Genomic DNA, 18566 nt, shown 5'->3' with positions numbered 1-18566 from the left:
TTACCCCCTTTTTTAAAATCCACCAATTTGTACATAAAAGCCTATTCTTGTCTGTCTCCTCGGTGACCATACACTGATATCTTTAACCTCACCTTCAGGGTCCCCAAACTGATCATACCAATTTGCATCTTCAATACCAAGTAAGTTTCTATGGTTAAATAGGTTGTAAATATCTAAGAAAAGTTGTAAATTACCTTTACCTCTAAGTAAAGGAAAGTTCTTATACACTCTTAGATCAGCACTTTGTGTTGATGGAAGTCTCCTTGCGTTTATAAGTTCAATAGCATCCCTTTCTGATCTTATAGGAGGTGTCCATGGATAACCTGAACCATAGCTATACTGAAGCGAAATACCGTAATCAGAGAGTCCTAAGAACTTCCTATTCTTAGGTACTATCCATGAAATAACAGCATTTACAGTATGGGTTTGATCCCAATCAAGAGGTGACTCCCTTGGAGGAAGAGGATAGCCAAGCCACTGCCAATAATAACCTAAATATGGAGAGGAGAAAGATCCTCTTGCTACCTGGAATGTATAATTTATATTTAAAGAAAGATAAGGAATAAAGGTACCACCAGGTCTTTTAATTATCTCAACCTCTATTCCTCTTGAAGAACCATAATCCTCGTTATAGAAAGTTGTAACGTTTGTTAGTGGATCTACTCTATAGAACTTTGTTCTTGCCCAATTTTGAATATCTTTATAGAAAGCTGTAACGTCTACAATAAACTCAGGAGTAAATCCATGTTTTACTCCAAGCTCATATGAAACAGTCTTTTCTGGCTTGAGCTTTGGATTACCAATTATCGGAAATGCACCCGTTACTACATAATTAAAGTTTGTCTGGCTGTATTGTGGAATCTGATAATAATGACCATAGGTGAAATGCAAAACGTCCCTTTCAGTAATTGGATGAGAAACACCGATTCTTGGAGAAATGATCCAATATGGTTTTGTATTTTCAGCTATTGCAAGATACTTTACTCCATAGACAGGATCAATTACAAAGGCTTCCTGTGGCTTTGTTTCAAGTATGGGTGAATAGTAACCATCGTTGTCTACATAATCAAACCTCACTCCGACTCTTGCATACATTCCCTCCATTTCAATTTTATCTCTTATAAAGAATGCAACCTGATAGGGCCTTACCCTGTGCGAATTTAACCAATCTACAAAAGTATAGGTAGTATCAAAATATCTTCTTGCAAGTGGCGGGTTCACCATCTGGAGATAAATGTTACCTCCTGAAGCAAAGTCAACATCGTATACCATAAGATTAATTTTCTTATACTCGGCTCCCATAAGTATCTCATGTCCCGGAGCAGTCTTTGTTTTTTTAGTAAGCTGAGCTGTCATCTTCCAAGACACAGTAAAGTGAGAGTTTCTTAAGTAACCCCACTGATCCCTTTCAAAGTTATGAGGATAAGGCAAATAGAGATTACCTACAGAAAGAAGTGTCCTTAATATCCTTGAACCCTCTGGCAGAGAAGCCATCCTCTGAGTTTCAAAGAATCTCCAATCATCATCCAATGGATAAGGATAATACACACCTTGCATATCTACAAAAGTGTCTATCCTTCCATCTGGAAGCTGTACTTCAATTACATCAAAATCTTGAACAAAACTTTGACCCCATCCGTACCTGTTTAAGGGGGCGTTCGTATCAGTTGGCCACCACTGAGGATGTGCTGCACTCTGTCCAGGATAAAAACCATAAACAAAATCCTCCCACCAGAAGAATGGAAGTTCCACATAACCCTCTTTCTCGTTAACATTGAAATCTTTTCTTGTTAGCTTGGTCATCTTTGCTATAGAATCAATTCCATACCAGTAGTTAGGATCTATAACCCATGTACCCCTAACAGAGTCATAATAAACTCTCTTAAAGTAATCAATATCTATTTCGGCAAATCCATCAAGGTCTCTATCATCAAAGTCATCTACACCGTCCCTGTCCATGTCTTCAAACACGTTTCTTTTCTGTGCTCTCTGGAAAAATCCAAAAGTTATCTCATTCATATACTTTTGAGCTACAAGCCAGTTTATTCCACCAGAGAAACTTATCATACGCCTAAAGAATTCATAACTTAAATCAGGTAACAATCTAAACTGAGGATCATAGAATCTAAACCTTTCAAATCTGTAAAAACCTGTAAAGTAAAGAAGTAGATAAATTGAAGGTCTTACATCCAACCTCCATGAAAGCCCATAGTTTCTCATCCTCTTTTTCTCATCAGCGTAAACTGGAAATCTTCCCTTATGTGTAATATAATCACCACTTATTAAAAAGTTAGCAGCCTCTCTCCTTACAAAAGGAATCGGTCCTGAGAATGAAAACTCATTAAATATTTCTTCTCTTCTATGTCTTTTTCCCTTAGCTGTTTTCATGTCCCTATTTATACCAAGCAGAAAGTCCCTGATATAGTCACCCTTTTCTGCATTTAAGAAGCTGTTTATTCCCTCACCAAGAAAACTTAAATTTGTAGTTGAGAATCTATATTCAGTACTATATTTATCTCCTCCACTTTTTGTAACAACGTTTATCATGCCACCTGCTGCACTTCCTTGATCCACATCAAATCCACCAGTTGAAACTCCAGCTTCCTCCATTGCAAGAAGTGGTATTCCAGGAGCTGTAAAAGCTGTAAAGGGATCTCTTACTTCAACACCGTTTACAACATAAACAACTTCATCAGGTCTTGATCCTCTTATATGGAGGCCTCCTCTTTCTACAACACCAACAGAAATTTCTACAACGCCTTGGATACTCATTACAGGAATGTGAGCCACCTCTTCTTTCTTCATAATCTTTCTTGATTCAGGAAGATCAGCCCTGATCAGTTCCTCTTTTGCCTCTACAACAATAGGAGGAACTTCCACAGTTGTTGGTTTTAATGCTATATTTACTTCAACAGTTCTATCGGCTTCTACCACTACTCCCTTTATGATGCTTGGCTGATAACCCGCATAGGTTACCTCAATATCATATTTACCAGGTGGAACCTTTAAAATCACGAAGTATCCATGATCATCAGTATAGGCGCCCAATTGGGTTCCAACTAGTCTCACAATTGCAAAGGGCAGACCCTCTCCGGTCGTTGCGTCGGTAACACGACCGGAGATTTTTCCTGTTGTTCCTGCCCACAGGAAGTTTACTAAAATTCCTGCGAGCAGGAGAATACTTTTTATTTTTAACCTCATATTACCCCCCCTTCCCCTATTTTGTTAATCTAAATATAAAAGGAATAACAACCCTAACTGAAACTGGTATGCCTGCCTGTTTGGCAGGCTTAAATAAACATTGAAAAGCTGCCTTTTCCACGGCTTCTCTAAATATTTCGTTATCAACAAAAATTTTCTCTATCTTTATAACTCTACCGTCTGGACCAACTATAACTAAGGCTTTAGCGCTACCTTGTATCCCTAACTTTCTTGCAACTTCTGGATACTCTGGCTCAGGCTTTTTTATTAAAACAGGTTTTTCCTCTACTTCAAATTCATTAAAGATCTGACCTGGTTCAGGCAAAGGTATGTCAATCTCTACGTCACCAGCTGTGCCCTCCTCTATCGTCTCCTGAACGTTTTCTTCTTCTTCCTCCTCTGCTTCTTCAATTTCTACAGGCAATTTTGGTTTTGGTGGTGGTTGAGGAAGCTCAATCTCCTCGAGCTTTTCTTGAATATTCTCCATGAGTATGTCTCTCTGCCCCTTTGGCACATAGGGATTAACACTAACCCTTACCCCTAAAAATAGCACAATAAAAAGGATAAGGGTTAGTGAAAGGGCTATTTGGGTAACAAGGTCGTTCTTCTCTCTTGGGTCAAGCATAGTTTTATTTTATAAAAAAAATAAGATATTTTTCAACAAAAACTTCATCTTTTCTCAAAATCTGTTCTAAAACTTATCCTGAGGGCTTTTGCCTCTCTTAGTGATTCAGTTACCATATTAACGTATTTATATTTAACTCTTTTATCAGCCATTATCATCGTAAGAAGTTGAGGATCTTCAAAGATTAGTCTTCTAAATTCTTTTTTTATAAAACTTGTGTCTACTGGTAAATCGTGTACGAAAAGGTCTCCTTTAGAAGAAATCCAAATGTAAGCAAGGTGTTTGTGCTTTCTTATCCTCTGGGTCTGTTCAGCTTGAGGAAACTGAATAACTTTAAGTCCTCTTTCTTTTCTAAAAACAGTTGTTAACATGAAAAATATTATAAGTAAAAAAGCTATATCAGCCATAGAAGCAGTGGGTATAACTACCTTAGGCTTTGCTATTCTTTCTATCTTCATGTTTCTTCCCCTATGCCCTTAATTGATATTTTCCTTGGTATTTTTTCATTATCTTCAAAGACGCCGTTATCGTTTTTATCAAGAAGCCCCTTTTTCCACATTATTGAGTCTACCTCTTCATAGGAGAGCAAAACCTCATCGAATACATCTATCATCACATTATAGTCAGAATTGATGTTAGTCTTAATAAAAATTACGATCTTATCTGGATTATTGAGTATTTCGCCTTTAATCCTTTCCCTTAGCATGTTAAAGGGAGTTTCAGTCAGTTCATCTTTGAAAAAGATTTTTCCTTCAGGATTTATAAATATGGATAAAAGATTTTCTTTTTTAATTTTTACAACTCTTTCTTCAGACTTTTCTGGCAGAATAATTTTTAGGCCCCTGTCCCTAGAGAATATGGTAGTAACCATAAAGAATATGATGAGCAAAAAGGCTATATCAGCCATTGAAGCAGTAGGTATCTCTGCTTCGTACTTAAATTTTCCCTTTAAAAGTGGCATAATTTTATTTTACCTTAGCTTCTAAAACATATTCAATTAAAGTGTTTGCTGCCTCTTCCATTTCTCTTGAAAAGGCGTTTATCCTGGAGGAGAAAAAGGTGTGGAAAATTGCTACAGGTGCTGCTATCAAAAGGCCTGTGGCAGTCGTAATTAAAGCTTCAGAAATCCCAGCAGCTACAAGGGTTGGTTCAACTTCTCCAGCAGCTGCTACTGCTTGGAAAGCTCTTATCATACCAGTTACAGTTCCTAAAAATCCTAAGATGGGAGCTATAGTTGTAAATGAGGCAAGCCAAAGCATTCCTCTATCAAGAAAGGCAAGTTCAGAGGTTGCTCTTCTTGCAACATTTTCCTCTATTATTTCTTTGGAACTTCCAGCCTTTTCAAGAACAGCCTGACAAATTTTTGCAACAACAGAGGAATTTTTTGAACAATAGTCCATGGCACTAGATAAACCCTCTGTTTCAAGTAAGTCAATAACGTTAACAACAAATCTTCTTGGATTTGTTCTTAGTCTAAAAAGGGTGTAGAATCTTTCAATGATTATAACAACTGAGAGTATGGCAACAATTAGCAAAAGCCACATAACTCCACCACCCTTATGGAAATAGTCTACAAGGCTCTCTATTACGCCTTGCTGACCTATCAAAAATAGTGTTATAATTCCACTCATTTTTTAAAATTATCTTTATGGAATTGAACCTGAAACCTTCTTAAAAAGACTATCATTTTGATACCCAATAAAGATAGATAGATGTTGCTAAAAATGAAAAGAAAGCTCCTATTAAAAAAAATAGGTTCTCAAAAAAGCTGAGTTGAAAAGAGCTTAAAATAATTTCAAATAGTTCAAAACCAGCTACTTTTAATCGTGGATAAACAAAAATAATTTTATAAAAGTGAATTAGAGATACAAGGAAAAGAAAAAAGGCACCAATAAGTGGGAAAATAGATAAAAACTTAGGTTTTTTCAAAAGTGTAAGCATTCTGGAAAGTATACTGGAGAAATAGAAAAGTGAAAACATAAATAAAATTGTGCCAACAAAAAAGAGAATTTCTGCTTTTATATCAAATCTCATCTTTTAAATCCTCCCCTTACTACATTTAAAAAACTTCTCAAGCTTATAAAAGTTAAGAGGGAACCAATAAAAAAAAGACCGTAAGAGATTAGGCTTTCAAAGGGAGTTAACTTTACTTTACCTTGAAGAGCTGAGTAGAGTGAAAATATTCCATAGAGAAAAAGACCAGTAGGAGCTACCATTATGAAAAACCACCCGGTTTTGAGTTTTAAAACCTTCTCAAACCTCCTTGCAATTATGCCAGCAAACATAAAGGAAAGCCAAAGTAAAAATATGGCAAGAAGGAGTATAAGGTTAGAAAGTCTTATATATAAAAACTCTTGCTGAGGGGTTAAGTCAAACATAATTTATTTTAATAAAACTTTAAGAAAAATATCAAGCAAAAAATCATTTTTCTTCTCTTTTTATTTTTCCAAACTCCATATGTATAACTCTTTTCACTTTTATTCTTTCAATTAGGGAATAATTATGAGTAGCCATTAAAATTGTAGTTCCCTTTGAATGGATCTCTTGAAGATAGTACATTATCTCCTCTTGAGCACTTGGATCTATGTTTCCTGTCGGTTCATCAGCTATAAGTATCACAGGTTCTCTTACAAGAGCCCTTGCTATTGCTAACTTCTGCTTTTCACCTCCAGAAAGTTCATGTATACTTTTTTCAGCTTTTGAAAGCATTCCAAGATTATATAGAACATTTAAAGCTTTTTCTCTTGCTTTCTTTGAAGATTCACCTATTGCCTCAAGAGCAAGTGATACGTTTGATAAGGCATTTCTATCAGGCAGAAGCTTAAAATCTTGAAAAATTACTCCTATTTTTCTTCTCAAAAAATTTATCTCTTTTCTTGTAACATGTCTTGAAGAAAAGTTTAAAACTCTTACCTCACCCTCGTCAGGAAATTCAGCCATGTATATGTGTCTTAAAAGTGTTGTTTTTCCAGCGCCTGTAGGACCTACAATAAAAACAAATTCTCCCTTTTTAATCTCTAAATTTACATCACAAAGTGCTCTAAATCTTCTCTCATAGAGTTTTGAAACCTTTATACATTGAACTACAGCATCCATTACATTCCCAGGGGTGCCTTTATACCCATAGAATTGAGAGTAAATTTTAGAAAATTTTTGAGTGATTTTACAACAAAGAGCCTTTTTTGAGTTTTACTTAGATCTTTCTCATCAACAATCCTTTCTGACTGATAAAAAGAATGAAATAGGGAAGTAATTTCAATTAATCTTGTAGGAAGAAGATGAGTGTAAAAGTTTTTACAAATTTTAGAGTAAATATTTTGAGATAGAAAGACCTTTTTTAGAATTTCTCTTTCTTTTTTATCAAGATCAAATTTTTCTGGAATTTCAAGACTTTTAATACCCTTTTTGTTTGCAAACTCAATAACCTGATTTGATCTTGCATGAGCGTATTGAACATAGTAAAGGGGGTTGTCAACGCTCATTTTTTTTGCGAGTTCTAGGTCAAAATCTAGTGGTGAGGATGGGGCTCTTAAAAGTAAAAAAAATCTTGCAGCGTCTTTACCGACCTCTTTAATTAAATCATCGAGAGTATAAATTTCTCCCTTTCTTTTACTCATCCTGACGATTTCGTTTCCCCTTTTTAAGTTTACCTGTTGAACTATAAGAACTTTAAAGTTATTAAAAGATAAAACTTTTAGAGCGCTTTCCATTCTTTTTATATAACCGTGATGATCAGGACCCCATAGGTTAATTAAATATGTATAGCCTCTTTTTATCTTTGAAAGATGATAGGCTATGTCAACGGCAAAATAAGTGTATTCTCCGTCAGATTTTATAAGAACTCTGTCCTTTTCGTCACCAAAGGTTGTGCTTTTAAAAAACAGGGCTCCGTCTTTTTCGTAGGTATATTCACTTAATTTTTTTAAGGCTTCCTCTAATAGGCCACTTTTTCTTATTTCACTTTCGTAATAAAAATTTTTAAATTCGGTTTTAAATTTTTTTAGTGATTTTTTTTGCATCTCTATTATTTTTTTTAAAGCAAATTCTCTTAAGTTTAGGTTCAGGTTCTCTTTTAGGTATTGAATTGCCAATTTTTTCAGGTATTCACCATGATAGCCCTCTTCAGGAATTTGAAAGTTTTCACCCTTTATCTCTTTGATTCTCTCTTTAAGAGAGATCTCTAACAGGTCAATTTGCTTACCCTCATCGTTGTAGTAGTACTCAGAGTCACATTCATATCCTGAAATGGTGAAGGATTTGCAGAGAAGGTCTCCTATGCAGGCAGCTCTTGCATTTGCCACATTTAGTGGTCCAGTAGGATTTGCTGAAATATACTCAACCAAAACTTTTTCATCCTTTTTTTTCTCCTTGAAAAACTTTGATGGATTTTTAAAAAGAACTTTAATAGAATTAACTATTAAGTTATCGCTTAATTTTATATTAACATATCCATTAACGAGTTCTACTTTTTCAAAAAAGTCTATCTCTTTAAGTTCATTAATTATTTTTTCTAATTTTGATTTACTTTCACTTAGGATTCCAAAGGCTGGAAAAGAGATATCGGTGTCGATTCCCTTAACCTCTGGTTCAGATACTTCTATATTAATATTTTTTTCTAAACTGCTTAAAACAATTTTTTTTATAAGTTCTTCAATCTCTGAGAGTCGTGTCATATTTTATTTTTCTACTATTTTCGTATAGGGATTCAAGGTCATAAAAGGCTCTTGTTTTTTCATCGAATATGTGGATTATTACATCTCCTGCATCAACTAAGACCCATTTGCCGTTTTCGTAACCCTCTATGTGATGGATCTTTATACCCCTTTTTTTAAGCTTACTTTCAATCTCATCAGCAATTGCTCTTGCGTGATCCTCAGATAGAGATGTGGCTAAAATAAAGTAATCGCATATCCCCTTGAGTAAATTTCTCACATCAATGATGAGAATATCCTCTCCCTTTTTGTTATATATAATTTCGGATATGTACTTTACTATCTCCAAATTAAATGTAGATCCTTAAAAATTTTTTTATAGTCTTTACCGATTATAAGAGAAACATCAGTTAGTTTTTGGGGATCAGGTTCAAAGTCTATTCTTTTAATACCTGTAAATTTTGCTAGAACTTTTGCATACTTTTTATCAGGACTTATTCTCTCAACAATTACAGTTTTAGATAAAGTATCTGAGGCATTATCAAATCTTATAACATCAAATCCCATTCTTCTTAGTTCCATAGATATAATTCTTGCGAGATGCATCTCTCCAGTAGCATTTAAAACTTCAACCCTTATCTCTGATGGTTTAATACTTTCCTCTTTGAAACAAAAACCCAAAATTAACAAAATAAAGAAAATAACTTTAGACATTTTTAATTTTAAATTTAAAACATTTCTTTTTTCCAATATTCTTCTATTTCTCTTTTTAATTTTTCGTCCTCAGCCAATATGAAAGCTCTTTTAAAGTAAAGGTCCTTTTTTTCTTTAGGAGATAAAATGGCTGCTTTTAGAAGCATTTTAGCAGCTAGATTCCTATTTTCTTTGAAGTTTTCAGCAGCTTTTTCATAAAGTAAAATGGCCTTTGCATCATTTCCTTTGAACTCTTCTCTTTGAGCTAAAAAATAATAAATATAAGGGTTCTTATTTACCTGTGCTCTAACTAAGTAATCGATTAACGTATCAAGGAGAAAAATGTTTCTTTCAAGTATTGCTATCTCTCCGAGCTTTATAATTGCCTTATAGGAAATTGAGTCATAAACAGAGATCAAATCTTTAAAAAATATACTTGCCTCTTTTGTTTTACCTCTTTTTAAGTAGAACTCACCTAGTTTTAAAAAGAAAACCCTCCCTGTCTCATTATTTTTTATTTCAAAATCTTTAAGATAAGATAAGATTTTATCATCGTCAAAGTTTCTTTCTATCATATAATCAAAGGCTAGTAAGGCACTGAAGGTAGAAAGAGGACCCTTTGTGTTTTCTTTTAAAATTTCCAAAAACAAACTGTCGTTTTTAACATACCTTTCAACTTCAAAAAGTTCTTTAAGGTAAAATTTTTTCTCCTCATTTTCGGAGGTAAGTTTTATTAAGTTTACGAGGTTCTCTTCGCACTCTTTAAATTTTCCCCTTCCTTTTAAATAAAAGTGATAATCTAATCTCACTTTTTTTATGTAAAGAGTGTCTTTAGCTTTATTTAGGAAATCTAGGTAAAAGTTTTCCTCTTTTACTTCCCCCAATTTTAATTTTACAAGGAGAGAGTAATAAAGATCCTCATCAGATTTTGTATTTTCATGGGCAAATTCAAAATACTTTTTACTTTCTTTTAGATTTCCCCTTTTTAGTAACAGTTTACCTAGGTTTTTACTTACAAGGGATTTTCTTTTGAGATTTTTTTCTTTTAAAAAAATTTCATTTAGTTTTTCCTTATTTTCCATCAAGAAGTATATCTTGGTTTTTAAATTAAAGAAACTGTCATTTTCTGTATTTTCAAATTTTTTGAGAAGTTTTTCAGCTGTTTCATATTTTCTTTTTTTGATGAGTTTATTTTCAGTAAAGTATCTTATAGAGTCTCTTTTTTGTATATCCCTTTCCCTTAATATTAGTGTCTCAGCTGAATCTATATTCCCTTCAAAAACATAGGCTGCATAAAAGTAAGGTATAAGTCTATCTATGAAAGGGCTAACTTCTTTCTTTAAATTAAGGACCTTTGAATACTCTCCCCTTTCAAAGTGAATAGTTAAAAATCTAAGATACATCTCTTCTTTATAGGGAGTTAGTGGACACTCATCCCTTAATTTTTCAAGATAAAATAGCTCCATCTTTTCATTTTCCTTGAGTCTTTCTATAAGGCTTAAAAAATAAAGAACGTCATCATATAGTGCGCTTTGATAAATACTTTTATTTTCTAAAATTTTTTTAAACAATTTTTCAGATTCTATGATCTTACCTGAATAAAATTTTAAAAGGGAATAGGAAAAAAGAACCTCTGTCTGTGCTCCAGAGATATCTAATTCCAAATCTTTTTTAAAATTTAACGCATTTAAAATATAGGCAAAATACAAAAAAGTATCTTTTAAGTTCTTTTTCTCAAAGAATATACTATCTATATTTTCAAAAATTGTAAGAAGATCGATAACTTCTTTTTCTAAGAAGGGAAAATAATTTTTATAGTTTAAAAGTTTTTCTTTTTTCAGCTCTATACCTGCAAGTAAAAAAAGTGGCAAAACTTTTATAGAATCTTTAAAATCAGAAATTTCGAGAAATTTTTTTAGGTAAAAATATACTGATTCAGGTTGAAAAATTGTCTCTACCGCTTTTTTGTAATAAAAAAACCTTTTAGATTCAAAATCAATGTAACATTTATTTTTTTGTAATATTGTGGAAAAAAAGAGAATACTACTTAAAAGGAAAAATTTTGAAAATAGAGCCACCTATTTCTTTATAGAGTTTATTTAATTTTTCATCATTTTTAAAAACTTTTAGTCCTCTTTCTAGAATCTCCTTAGCTTTACCCTTTTCTCCTATTGCAAGATACGATCTTGCCAAAAGGTAAAACTGTTCAGAGTTATTAATCTTGTCCAAGTAATGATCAAAAATTTTTAAAACTTCAAGAACCTCTGATTTATTTCTTCCGGATCTCACATAACTTAAGGCAAGATAGGCTCTTGCCTCTAAAAGCTCTGGATCTAATAAGATAGAAGACTTAAAATACATAGATGCCTTACTATATTCTCCCTTTTCAAAGGCTTCAAGTCCCATCTTAAAAGTATTTTTTGCTTGAACTTTTTTTGCCTTTGTTTGAGGAGGAGTAAATTCTCCCTTTTTTAAAAGTTCATCATACTTTTTCCTTTTTTCTGAATCAGATAAGACATTATAGGCTTCATTTATAAGGGTAAATCTTTCAACTGCCTTTTTATATGCCTCCTCTCCTTCTTTTTTGAATCTATCAGGATGAAACTCTCTTACAAGTTTTCTATAAGCCCTTTCTATTTCTTCGCTTGTTGCAAAAGTTTTAATACCTAAAATTTCGTAATAATTTTTTTCCATGCTAATTTATTTTATCAACTTTTTTTTCAATTTATCAATTATTTATATCACAAACTTAAGTTAGCCTTCAAAGGGTAGAAATAAAATTGGGTCAAGAGCTTTTCCACCGTATCTTATTTCAAAGTGAAGGGTATAGTGTGAACTAAATATAGAAAGGCCTACTTCACCGATAGGTTCACCTTTAGAGACGGCTTTTCCAGGAGATACATAGACTCTTGAGAGTCCAGAATAAACTGTAAAAAAGCCGTCTCCATGATCAACAATAACTGTAAGGCCATAACCCATAAAGTAGTCAGAGTATACAACAATACCTGCATCTGCTGATACTACCTTTTCTCCTGGTTTAGCCTTAATGTCGATTCCGTTGTTTTTAACTTTTGTTTTATATTCTGGATGCCACAAAGTGCCAAAGTATGATACGATTTCCCCTTTTATAGGCCAACCAAATTTTTTTCTTGGTATACTCTCTGGTAGTTCTCTTTTTAATTGAGCCACTCTTTCTTTTTCAATTTTTTCAAGAAGTTTTTCAAATTTTTTAACTTGTTCAACAAGCTCTAACTCAAGTTTCTCTTGATCTTTTCTTTTTTTTCTTATTTGACTTAAAATTTTTTCCTTTTCCTTTTTTGAACTTTCAAGTTCCAATTTCTTTTCTGAGGTTATTTCCTCTATTTCTAAAAGGTGTTTAACTTTTTTATCGTAAACTTCCTTTTTTTCTCTAAGGTCTTTTAAAAGTAAACTGCCTTTTTTAAGTACTTCTTCTTTGAACTCTATACCCCTTTTGACAGCTAAAATCCCTGTATAGTAACTTAAAAAGGATCCTTGACCCTTAATTATATTTAAAGGGTTTATTCTGCCGTATTTATAAAGGGATACTAAAAAATTCTTTATAAATTTTTTAGTCTTTTCTAGTTCGAGTTCATTTTCTCTAATTAGATTTTCGAGTTTAAAAACCTGGTATTCAAGTAAAAGGCGTTCATTTATAAGTGATTTTTCAATCTCGTTTAATATATTAATTTCTTTGTTTAGAGATTCTAATGAGTAAAGTGTCCTTATCTCTTCTTTTTCAAGGATCTTTCTTTCTTCACGAATTTTTCTTAACTCAGAATTTAAAGAATCTAATTTTGATTTTAAGCCAGTTTCTAAGAAAATAAGAAGAAGAATCATATTTCCTTAAGATCGGAGAGGGCAACTTGGGATGAAAGAAAACCAAGTAAAGCTCCGAAGGCAATGTTTATTATTAATACTGGGAAAAAGTACTCTAAGGTTATACCAAAAATTTTCTTTAAAAGATGTATAAAAGTAAAAATAAAAAGGTTAGCTAAGAGGGATCCAAAAAGTCCATAGAGAAAACCCTCAAGCGCAAAGGGAGATCTAATGTATTCTTTATCTGCACCAATTAGATAAAGAATTTCAATTAGATTAATTCTTGATCTTATAGTTAGACGCAATGTTTGAAGAATTGTTAAGGAAAGGAGAAATAAAAGGAAAAAAAAGAAGAAAATATCGATAAATACAAGAAATAAGAGAACTTTAAAAACTTTGAGAATATATTCTTCGCCAAAGTATACTTCTTTTACAAAGGGTAACCTTAGAATGAATGATTTTAGATCTTGAATTTCTCCGACCAAAAGCATGTATGGTTTTAAATGTAGTGTAAACTTTGGAGGGAAAATTTCCTCATCGAATAAAAGGAGTAAATCTTTGTATTCCGGGAATTCTTGTGCAAAAATTTTTTTCCCCTTTTCTGAATCTACGTATTCAACCTTTTCAACTCCCCTTAAAGATTTTAAAATGTCAGATAGAATATTCAAGGTTTTTTTATCGAGATTTTCAACAGGGTATACTTCAAACATTATATTTTTTGATCTTTCGTAAATTATACTAAACGAATTCAAGGTTAAAATTACGAAAAACATAAAGAAAAAAAGGGAAAAGGCCATTATAAAAATACTTGTAAATGCCATTCTAAGATTATTTTTTATTCCTAAAAGAGTCTCTCTGAAGATAAGGCTAAATGACATATATAATATTTTAACGATATAATTTAGGAGAATGCATGTTATTGACTTTATAATTTTACTTTTTTTCCTTATCTCACTTTTAGCAGGTGCTCTTTTAGGTATTTGGCGTATAGTTACTGGTATTTTTTCCCTCGCCTTTTCCCTTTTTTTATCATACAACCTTTCTTTTGAGTTAAAAACCATTTTGCCAAAATCTGTTCCCTTCAGAGACCTTGTTTCCTTTTTTTTAATTTTTTCCCTGTCGATAACTTTGCTTTCCATATTCTTCAGAATAGGGGAGAAAGCAATAAAAGGACTGGGCCTTTCTTTTTTAAATAGAATTTTAGGTGCCTTACTTTTCTTTATAGTTTCTATCTTAATAACTCTTTGGTTAATACATTTACTTGATAGTCTTTCTCTTTCATACTTACTTAAAGGAACAAAAATTCCTGAAATTTTAGTAAAAATTGAATCGTTATTGTTTAAAAAGTATAAATGAAAATTTTGATGGTCTCTGATGCCTATTATCCTTTTCCCGGAGGTGTTTCAGAACACATGTATAATCTATCAAGACACTTAAGGGAAAGGGGACACTATGTAAAAATCCTAACAGCTCACTATGAAGGAGAAAAAGAAGAAAAAGATGTTATAAGAGTTGGAAAGATTAAAATTTTACCTCTAAACTTTACACAGGTAACATTTACTTGGGAAAAGGATTTAAGAAGAAAATTAAGGGAGATTTTTAAAGAAAATTTTGATGTCGTACACACCCACGGGCCCTTAGGACACAACTTGCCCTACCATGCACTTATTTTTTCTCGATCAAAAAACATAGCTACCTTTCACACAGCCTTTATAGGATTTAATTTTTATAGATTAGCAAGAATTTTTTATAAGGAAAGCTTTAAAAGGTTAGAAAGTGTAATATGTGTATCGAGGAAAGCTCTAAGAGAAATTAGAAAATACTTTCCCTTTGGTAAATATGTGATAATTCCAAACGGAGTTGATACAAAAAAATTTAGTCCTCAGGGAGAAAGAATTAAAAAGAAGGGGGATGTAGTTCTTTATGTTGGTAGATTTGAGCCAAGGAAGGGGCCTTTTATATTTTTAAATGCAGCTTTACTTTTAAGAAAAAGAGGCTACAAAGAGGTTGAGTTTTGGATGGTGGGAACAGGTCCTCTTTTTGAATTAGCGAAAAAATTCTCTGAGGAAAATAATTTAAATGTAAGGTTTTTTGGATATGTAGAGCCAGAAAGGCTTCCTGTTATTTATAGGAGTGCAGATATTTATGTCTCTCCGGCTATAGGGGGTGAAACTTTTGGGATTGTTTTAATTGAAGCTATGGCATCTGGATTAGCTGTTATATGTTCTGATATTGAGGGATACAATGAAGTTGTAAAGAACGAACAAAACGGGCTTTTATTTAAAAATAAAGATGAAAGGGAACTTACAGAGAAAATAGAGCTTTTGATAAATGACAAAATTAAAAGGGAAAGATTAAAAGAAAGGGCACTTCTCTTTTCAAAGAATTTTGATTGGGGTAAAATAGCTGAAAATGTAGAAAAGGTTTATAAAGGTTAAAATTCAAAAGCTACAAACAGTGTAAAGTCCAAAAGTATAAAACAAACTTCTCACCTATTCCAAAAGCAGGACCATTATCTTCTGAAATTTTAGAATTATAGCCGAAATAGATCCTGTAAGATTTTCTGGAGTTGTATTACGTTCGTCATGAAAGCCTCTAGTAGGGAAAATTGAACCCCTTCTTACACTTAAGGATCCTCTTGTTAATCTTTTTTGATTTTTCCTCTATAGAGACCCGATTATCTCTTTCTTTTAATTTTTATAGATCCGTTAACAACGTCACATTTTATATACTGCTTATTCTCAACCTCTTTATATCCAATATCTCCATAAATCTCTCCATTTTTTACTTTACAATCTACCTTAGTGAAATCGTTTATAAATAAATAGGCATTACCGTTTACTATATTTACGTTACAGTTTACTTCTTCGTTATGTGAAACAAGCATTTCCATATTTCCGTTCACTATCTCAAATTCTCCGCTCCCCTTATTTCCTGAAGGTTTACGTACCCGTTAACACAGGAAACATCGTATAATTTACTATGTAAATTTGAAATTAAAATTACACCATTTACAATGGATGTTTCTAATTCTTCCAATCTTGTGCCTTCAGGAAGAGTGACCTTAATTTCAACCTTCTTCTCTTCTAATTTTTCAAACCTTTTTTCTTCAGAAAATTTTATTATGATTTTTAAATCTCTTTCTTCTTTATTTTCTCTTTTTATAATTTCTACTTCTTTAGCCCACTCCAGAAACTCTTCCTTTTCTCCCTTTGCGCTCTTTTTTATGAGCATAACAGGCGTTTTAACATGCTGAGAATAATTAAAAACGATACTGCCATCCACATTTTCTATATCTATATTTCTATATCTATATTTTCAGGTTAAAAAAGGAATGTGTAGTAAGGTTGAATCAGTAAATACCTTTTTTAAAACGAAGAATGTGATTATTAGCTGCATTTTATCCCCTCCTTTTTAAATTTTAAAAAGATACTGAAATTTTAAAAAGATTTGATGATTAGACCCTTTTATTCCAAAGGGTTTGTCTAGTTTTGCTACATTTACATTTGCTCCGATGTAAAAAACTGTAAAAGGAATAGGTTCGTAAGAAAATAGGGGAAAAATAACTAAATTTTTCGTTCTCGTGTAAAATTGAGAGATACTTCTAAAGCGAAGAGAGGGCATAATCTGATATGTAATTTTATTTACTAAAGTGGTTTCGTCATATATCGTAGATTTCCACGGCTTATCATACAGAAAATATCTTTCCACCCTCCATTCAACTGTTAGATTCGAAATTATGTTAATTGAAGAAGAAAAAATAAGATAATAAGAGTAGGCAGGGGTAAGATTAGAATAATTTATTGTTCTTCTGAAAATATTTTTTAATTCTAAGCTAATTTTTTTGAAATAAGAATTTATGTTTGAAGCAGAGAATTCAAATAAATTGTTAAACTCTTTTCCCCCATAAAAACAATGAGGAATAGAATAATATTCTATAAAAAACATATTTTGTCCCTTAAAATGGAATTCGACGCGTGGCCCAAGTAATCTTATTTTTTCGATTTTTTCAAAATTTTCGTTTCTTGAAAAAATAAAAAGTAGGTGCGTTGAAGTAATTCATAATTTATCAGGGTAAAAATTAAAACCTATACCCGCTGTAATTGAATGGAAATTATTTTTGGTAATATATCCAAAACCCGATCTAAAAGTTGGGGAAATACTTGTATACCTTAAAAAAGAGTTAAAATATTTAAAAAGCATCCCAGTATTTAAAAAGTGCGAAAATCCACTTAAATTTTCACCATTAAATTCTTCACAAATTGTAGACTCCCGTGGCTCTCTAACGTTAGAATACCCAAATTCATAATGAATATAATAGTGCGTATGAAATCTGCTTCTTAACTCAAAACCAAATAAACGATTAAAACTCTGAAACCTTTTATTAGCCCTATCACTTACTTCTCTATGAGCAAGTAATAATACTACATACGACTCTTTGTTTATAATTTCTCTTTTTATTTTCAAAATATTTAACAAAGACAAATTGTTCGTAAATGCAACCCAGCTTCTATATTCTGAGGGAACAATATAAGAAGTGTATTTATCAGCTGCAGAAAGAAATATTAATTCTTTCTCACTAAATTTGCCCGTAAGTTTAAGAGCGTAAATAGGTGAGAGTATGCTTCTTGTATATATCAAATTCAGGGGCGTTTCAAGTAGCTCCTTTCCTTCCATAAAAAACGGTCTTTTTTCCAAATAATATAGGGCGTAGGAATTATTTACATCTATCTGAGGGGCATCAGTTTCTATCTGAGCATAATCGGGATTAATTGTAAAATCACAAATCAAATCTAAAAATATATTCCATTTTACAGTTAGTCCTGTATTACTGAATTTTATTCTATCTGTTAGATATTTTAAATCCTTTCTATAGCCACTTTGAGAAAGGACAAGGAATAATAATGATCCCTGCTTGTCCCAAAAAGGAAGGATTATTTCTATCAATTGGTGCCCAAGAAAATACTTCAGACTCACCTCTTGGCCTAAACCTTCTTAGGTGGATCCTCCACTTTTGCTCTTTAGCGGAAGGAAATTTTAAAGAAGAGAAGTAGATTTTAACTTCAGCCACCCAAAAACTATCATAAATAGCAGTTTTACTTTCAAATTGAGTATCCCAAGAAAAATCTACATCTCTTTCCGGAGTGTATATTCCATCATATTGAACTCCAGAGGGATTTACAGCAAATACATATGCATTCTTTAAACGATTATAAGTATCTATAAAAACACTCACTCTATCATTAGGTATAGGAGAAAATTCATCTCTTTTGGCATAACCTGCTCTTATCGAATTTATTTCCTTTTCAAAACATTTAAATCCCAAATAAATCCATTCTTCACTATTACCCTATATATACTACTGTAGGGACAGAGGCCTCTTTCCATTCCTCTTGAGGTTCTATTTGAGTAAAGTTTTCAAATTTCGCACTATTTAACTCTTCATAAGAAGAAATCATTCCATCAATCTCACATTTTTCCATATAAGGAAGAGTCACAATTAATTTTTCACCTGTATGAGGTTCCCATTGGAAAAGAACAAAATAGATTAAAAAAAT

General features: G+C 32.3%; 22 protein-coding genes. 1 reads left to right on the top strand and 21 read right to left on the bottom strand.

Annotation, left to right across the window (positions count from 1 at the left end; translation table 11 throughout):
* Window positions 1-12: 12 nt before the first annotated feature.
* From ABDH49_07030 to ABDH49_06960, 15 genes are read right to left on the bottom strand one after another with little or no spacing between them, the layout of a single operon-like run.
* Complete coding sequence (locus ABDH49_07030) at window positions 13-3201, bottom strand: TonB-dependent receptor (GenBank protein MEN3046716.1); 3189 nt, start codon at window positions 3199-3201, stop codon at window positions 13-15.
* A 16-nt stretch (window positions 3202-3217) separates the two neighbouring features.
* Complete coding sequence (locus ABDH49_07025) at window positions 3218-3826, bottom strand: energy transducer TonB (protein MEN3046715.1); 609 nt, start codon at window positions 3824-3826, stop codon at window positions 3218-3220.
* 44 nt (window positions 3827-3870) lie between these two features.
* A complete protein-coding gene (locus ABDH49_07020; protein MEN3046714.1) occupies window positions 3871-4284 on the bottom strand; it encodes a biopolymer transporter ExbD in 414 nt (137 codons plus the stop codon).
* Window positions 4281-4787 carry a biopolymer transporter ExbD gene (locus ABDH49_07015; GenBank protein MEN3046713.1) on the bottom strand — a complete coding sequence of 169 codons (507 nt, stop codon included), beginning with the start codon at window positions 4785-4787 and terminating at the stop codon, window positions 4281-4283. The genes ABDH49_07020 and ABDH49_07015 overlap by 4 nt, the downstream gene beginning before the upstream one ends.
* A gap of 4 nt (window positions 4788-4791) precedes the next feature.
* Entirely contained in the window at window positions 4792-5457 is a 666-nt protein-coding gene (locus ABDH49_07010) for a MotA/TolQ/ExbB proton channel family protein (GenBank protein MEN3046712.1), read from the bottom strand.
* A 52-nt stretch (window positions 5458-5509) separates the two neighbouring features.
* On the bottom strand, window positions 5510-5860 hold the full coding sequence (locus ABDH49_07005) for a hypothetical protein (protein MEN3046711.1): 351 nt from the start codon (window positions 5858-5860) through the stop codon (window positions 5510-5512).
* The gene (locus tag ABDH49_07000) at window positions 5857-6204 is read right to left on the bottom strand and encodes a hypothetical protein (protein MEN3046710.1); all 348 of its coding nucleotides are present in this window, start codon (window positions 6202-6204) and stop codon (window positions 5857-5859) included. The genes ABDH49_07005 and ABDH49_07000 overlap by 4 nt, the downstream gene beginning before the upstream one ends.
* A 43-nt stretch (window positions 6205-6247) precedes the next feature.
* On the bottom strand, window positions 6248-6922 hold the full coding sequence (locus ABDH49_06995; GenBank protein ID MEN3046709.1) for an ATP-binding cassette domain-containing protein: 675 nt from the start codon (window positions 6920-6922) through the stop codon (window positions 6248-6250).
* The gene (gene argS / locus ABDH49_06990) at window positions 6922-8499 is read right to left on the bottom strand and encodes an arginine--tRNA ligase (protein ID MEN3046708.1); all 1578 of its coding nucleotides are present in this window, start codon (window positions 8497-8499) and stop codon (window positions 6922-6924) included. The genes ABDH49_06995 and argS overlap by 1 nt, the downstream gene beginning before the upstream one ends.
* Window positions 8477-8827: a ribosome silencing factor gene (rsfS, locus tag ABDH49_06985; protein MEN3046707.1), complete on the bottom strand. Its 351-nt coding sequence runs from the start codon at window positions 8825-8827 to the stop codon at window positions 8477-8479. The genes argS and rsfS overlap by 23 nt, the downstream gene beginning before the upstream one ends.
* Window positions 8818-9192, bottom strand: coding sequence for a LytR C-terminal domain-containing protein (locus ABDH49_06980; protein MEN3046706.1), 375 nt, complete (start codon window positions 9190-9192; stop codon window positions 8818-8820). Before ABDH49_06980 ends, rsfS begins: the two co-directional genes overlap by 10 nt.
* A 14-nt stretch (window positions 9193-9206) precedes the next feature.
* Window positions 9207-11249 carry a hypothetical protein gene (locus tag ABDH49_06975; GenBank protein ID MEN3046705.1) on the bottom strand — a complete coding sequence of 681 codons (2043 nt, stop codon included), beginning with the start codon at window positions 11247-11249 and terminating at the stop codon, window positions 9207-9209.
* On the bottom strand, window positions 11215-11865 hold the full coding sequence (locus tag ABDH49_06970) for a DnaJ domain-containing protein (protein MEN3046704.1): 651 nt from the start codon (window positions 11863-11865) through the stop codon (window positions 11215-11217). Before ABDH49_06970 ends, ABDH49_06975 begins: the two co-directional genes overlap by 35 nt.
* A gap of 60 nt (window positions 11866-11925) precedes the next feature.
* The gene (locus ABDH49_06965; protein ID MEN3046703.1) at window positions 11926-13029 is read right to left on the bottom strand and encodes a peptidoglycan DD-metalloendopeptidase family protein; all 1104 of its coding nucleotides are present in this window, start codon (window positions 13027-13029) and stop codon (window positions 11926-11928) included.
* The gene (locus ABDH49_06960; GenBank protein ID MEN3046702.1) at window positions 13026-14147 is read right to left on the bottom strand and encodes a permease-like cell division protein FtsX; all 1122 of its coding nucleotides are present in this window, start codon (window positions 14145-14147) and stop codon (window positions 13026-13028) included. The genes ABDH49_06965 and ABDH49_06960 overlap by 4 nt, the downstream gene beginning before the upstream one ends.
* A 213-nt stretch (window positions 14148-14360) precedes the next feature.
* Between ABDH49_06960 and ABDH49_06955 the strand changes: the two genes are divergently transcribed.
* The gene (locus tag ABDH49_06955; GenBank protein MEN3046701.1) at window positions 14361-15446 is read left to right on the top strand and encodes a glycosyltransferase family 4 protein; all 1086 of its coding nucleotides are present in this window, start codon (window positions 14361-14363) and stop codon (window positions 15444-15446) included.
* A 239-nt stretch (window positions 15447-15685) separates the two neighbouring features.
* Here the strand turns inward: ABDH49_06955 and ABDH49_06950 are convergent, their stop codons facing one another.
* The 6 genes from ABDH49_06950 to ABDH49_06925 all read right to left on the bottom strand — a co-directional run.
* Entirely contained in the window at window positions 15686-15901 is a 216-nt protein-coding gene (locus tag ABDH49_06950; GenBank protein MEN3046700.1) for a hypothetical protein, read from the bottom strand.
* A gap of 11 nt (window positions 15902-15912) precedes the next feature.
* Window positions 15913-16293 (bottom strand): hypothetical protein, encoded by a 381-nt coding sequence (locus ABDH49_06945; GenBank protein ID MEN3046699.1) that lies wholly within the window; start codon window positions 16291-16293, stop codon window positions 15913-15915.
* A 129-nt stretch (window positions 16294-16422) separates the two neighbouring features.
* Window positions 16423-16956, bottom strand: a complete 534-nt coding sequence (locus tag ABDH49_06940) for a hypothetical protein (GenBank protein MEN3046698.1) — start codon at window positions 16954-16956, stop codon at window positions 16423-16425.
* Window positions 16957-17067: 111 nt separating this feature from the next.
* Window positions 17068-17985, bottom strand: coding sequence for a DUF5916 domain-containing protein (locus tag ABDH49_06935; GenBank protein ID MEN3046697.1), 918 nt, complete (start codon window positions 17983-17985; stop codon window positions 17068-17070).
* Entirely contained in the window at window positions 17879-18334 is a 456-nt protein-coding gene (locus ABDH49_06930; GenBank protein ID MEN3046696.1) for a carbohydrate binding family 9 domain-containing protein, read from the bottom strand. Before ABDH49_06930 ends, ABDH49_06935 begins: the two co-directional genes overlap by 107 nt.
* Window positions 18335-18353: 19 nt before the next feature.
* The coding region (locus ABDH49_06925) for a hypothetical protein (protein ID MEN3046695.1) at window positions 18354-18566 on the bottom strand (213 nt) is incomplete at its 5' end.

The sequence above is a fragment of the Candidatus Hydrothermales bacterium genome (genome assembly GCA_039630235.1).
Lineage (GTDB): Bacteria > Hydrothermota > Hydrothermia > Hydrothermales > JAJRUZ01 > JBCNVI01.
The sequence above is the reverse complement of the archived record's forward strand: the minus strand, read 5'-3'. Positions and strand labels throughout refer to the sequence as shown.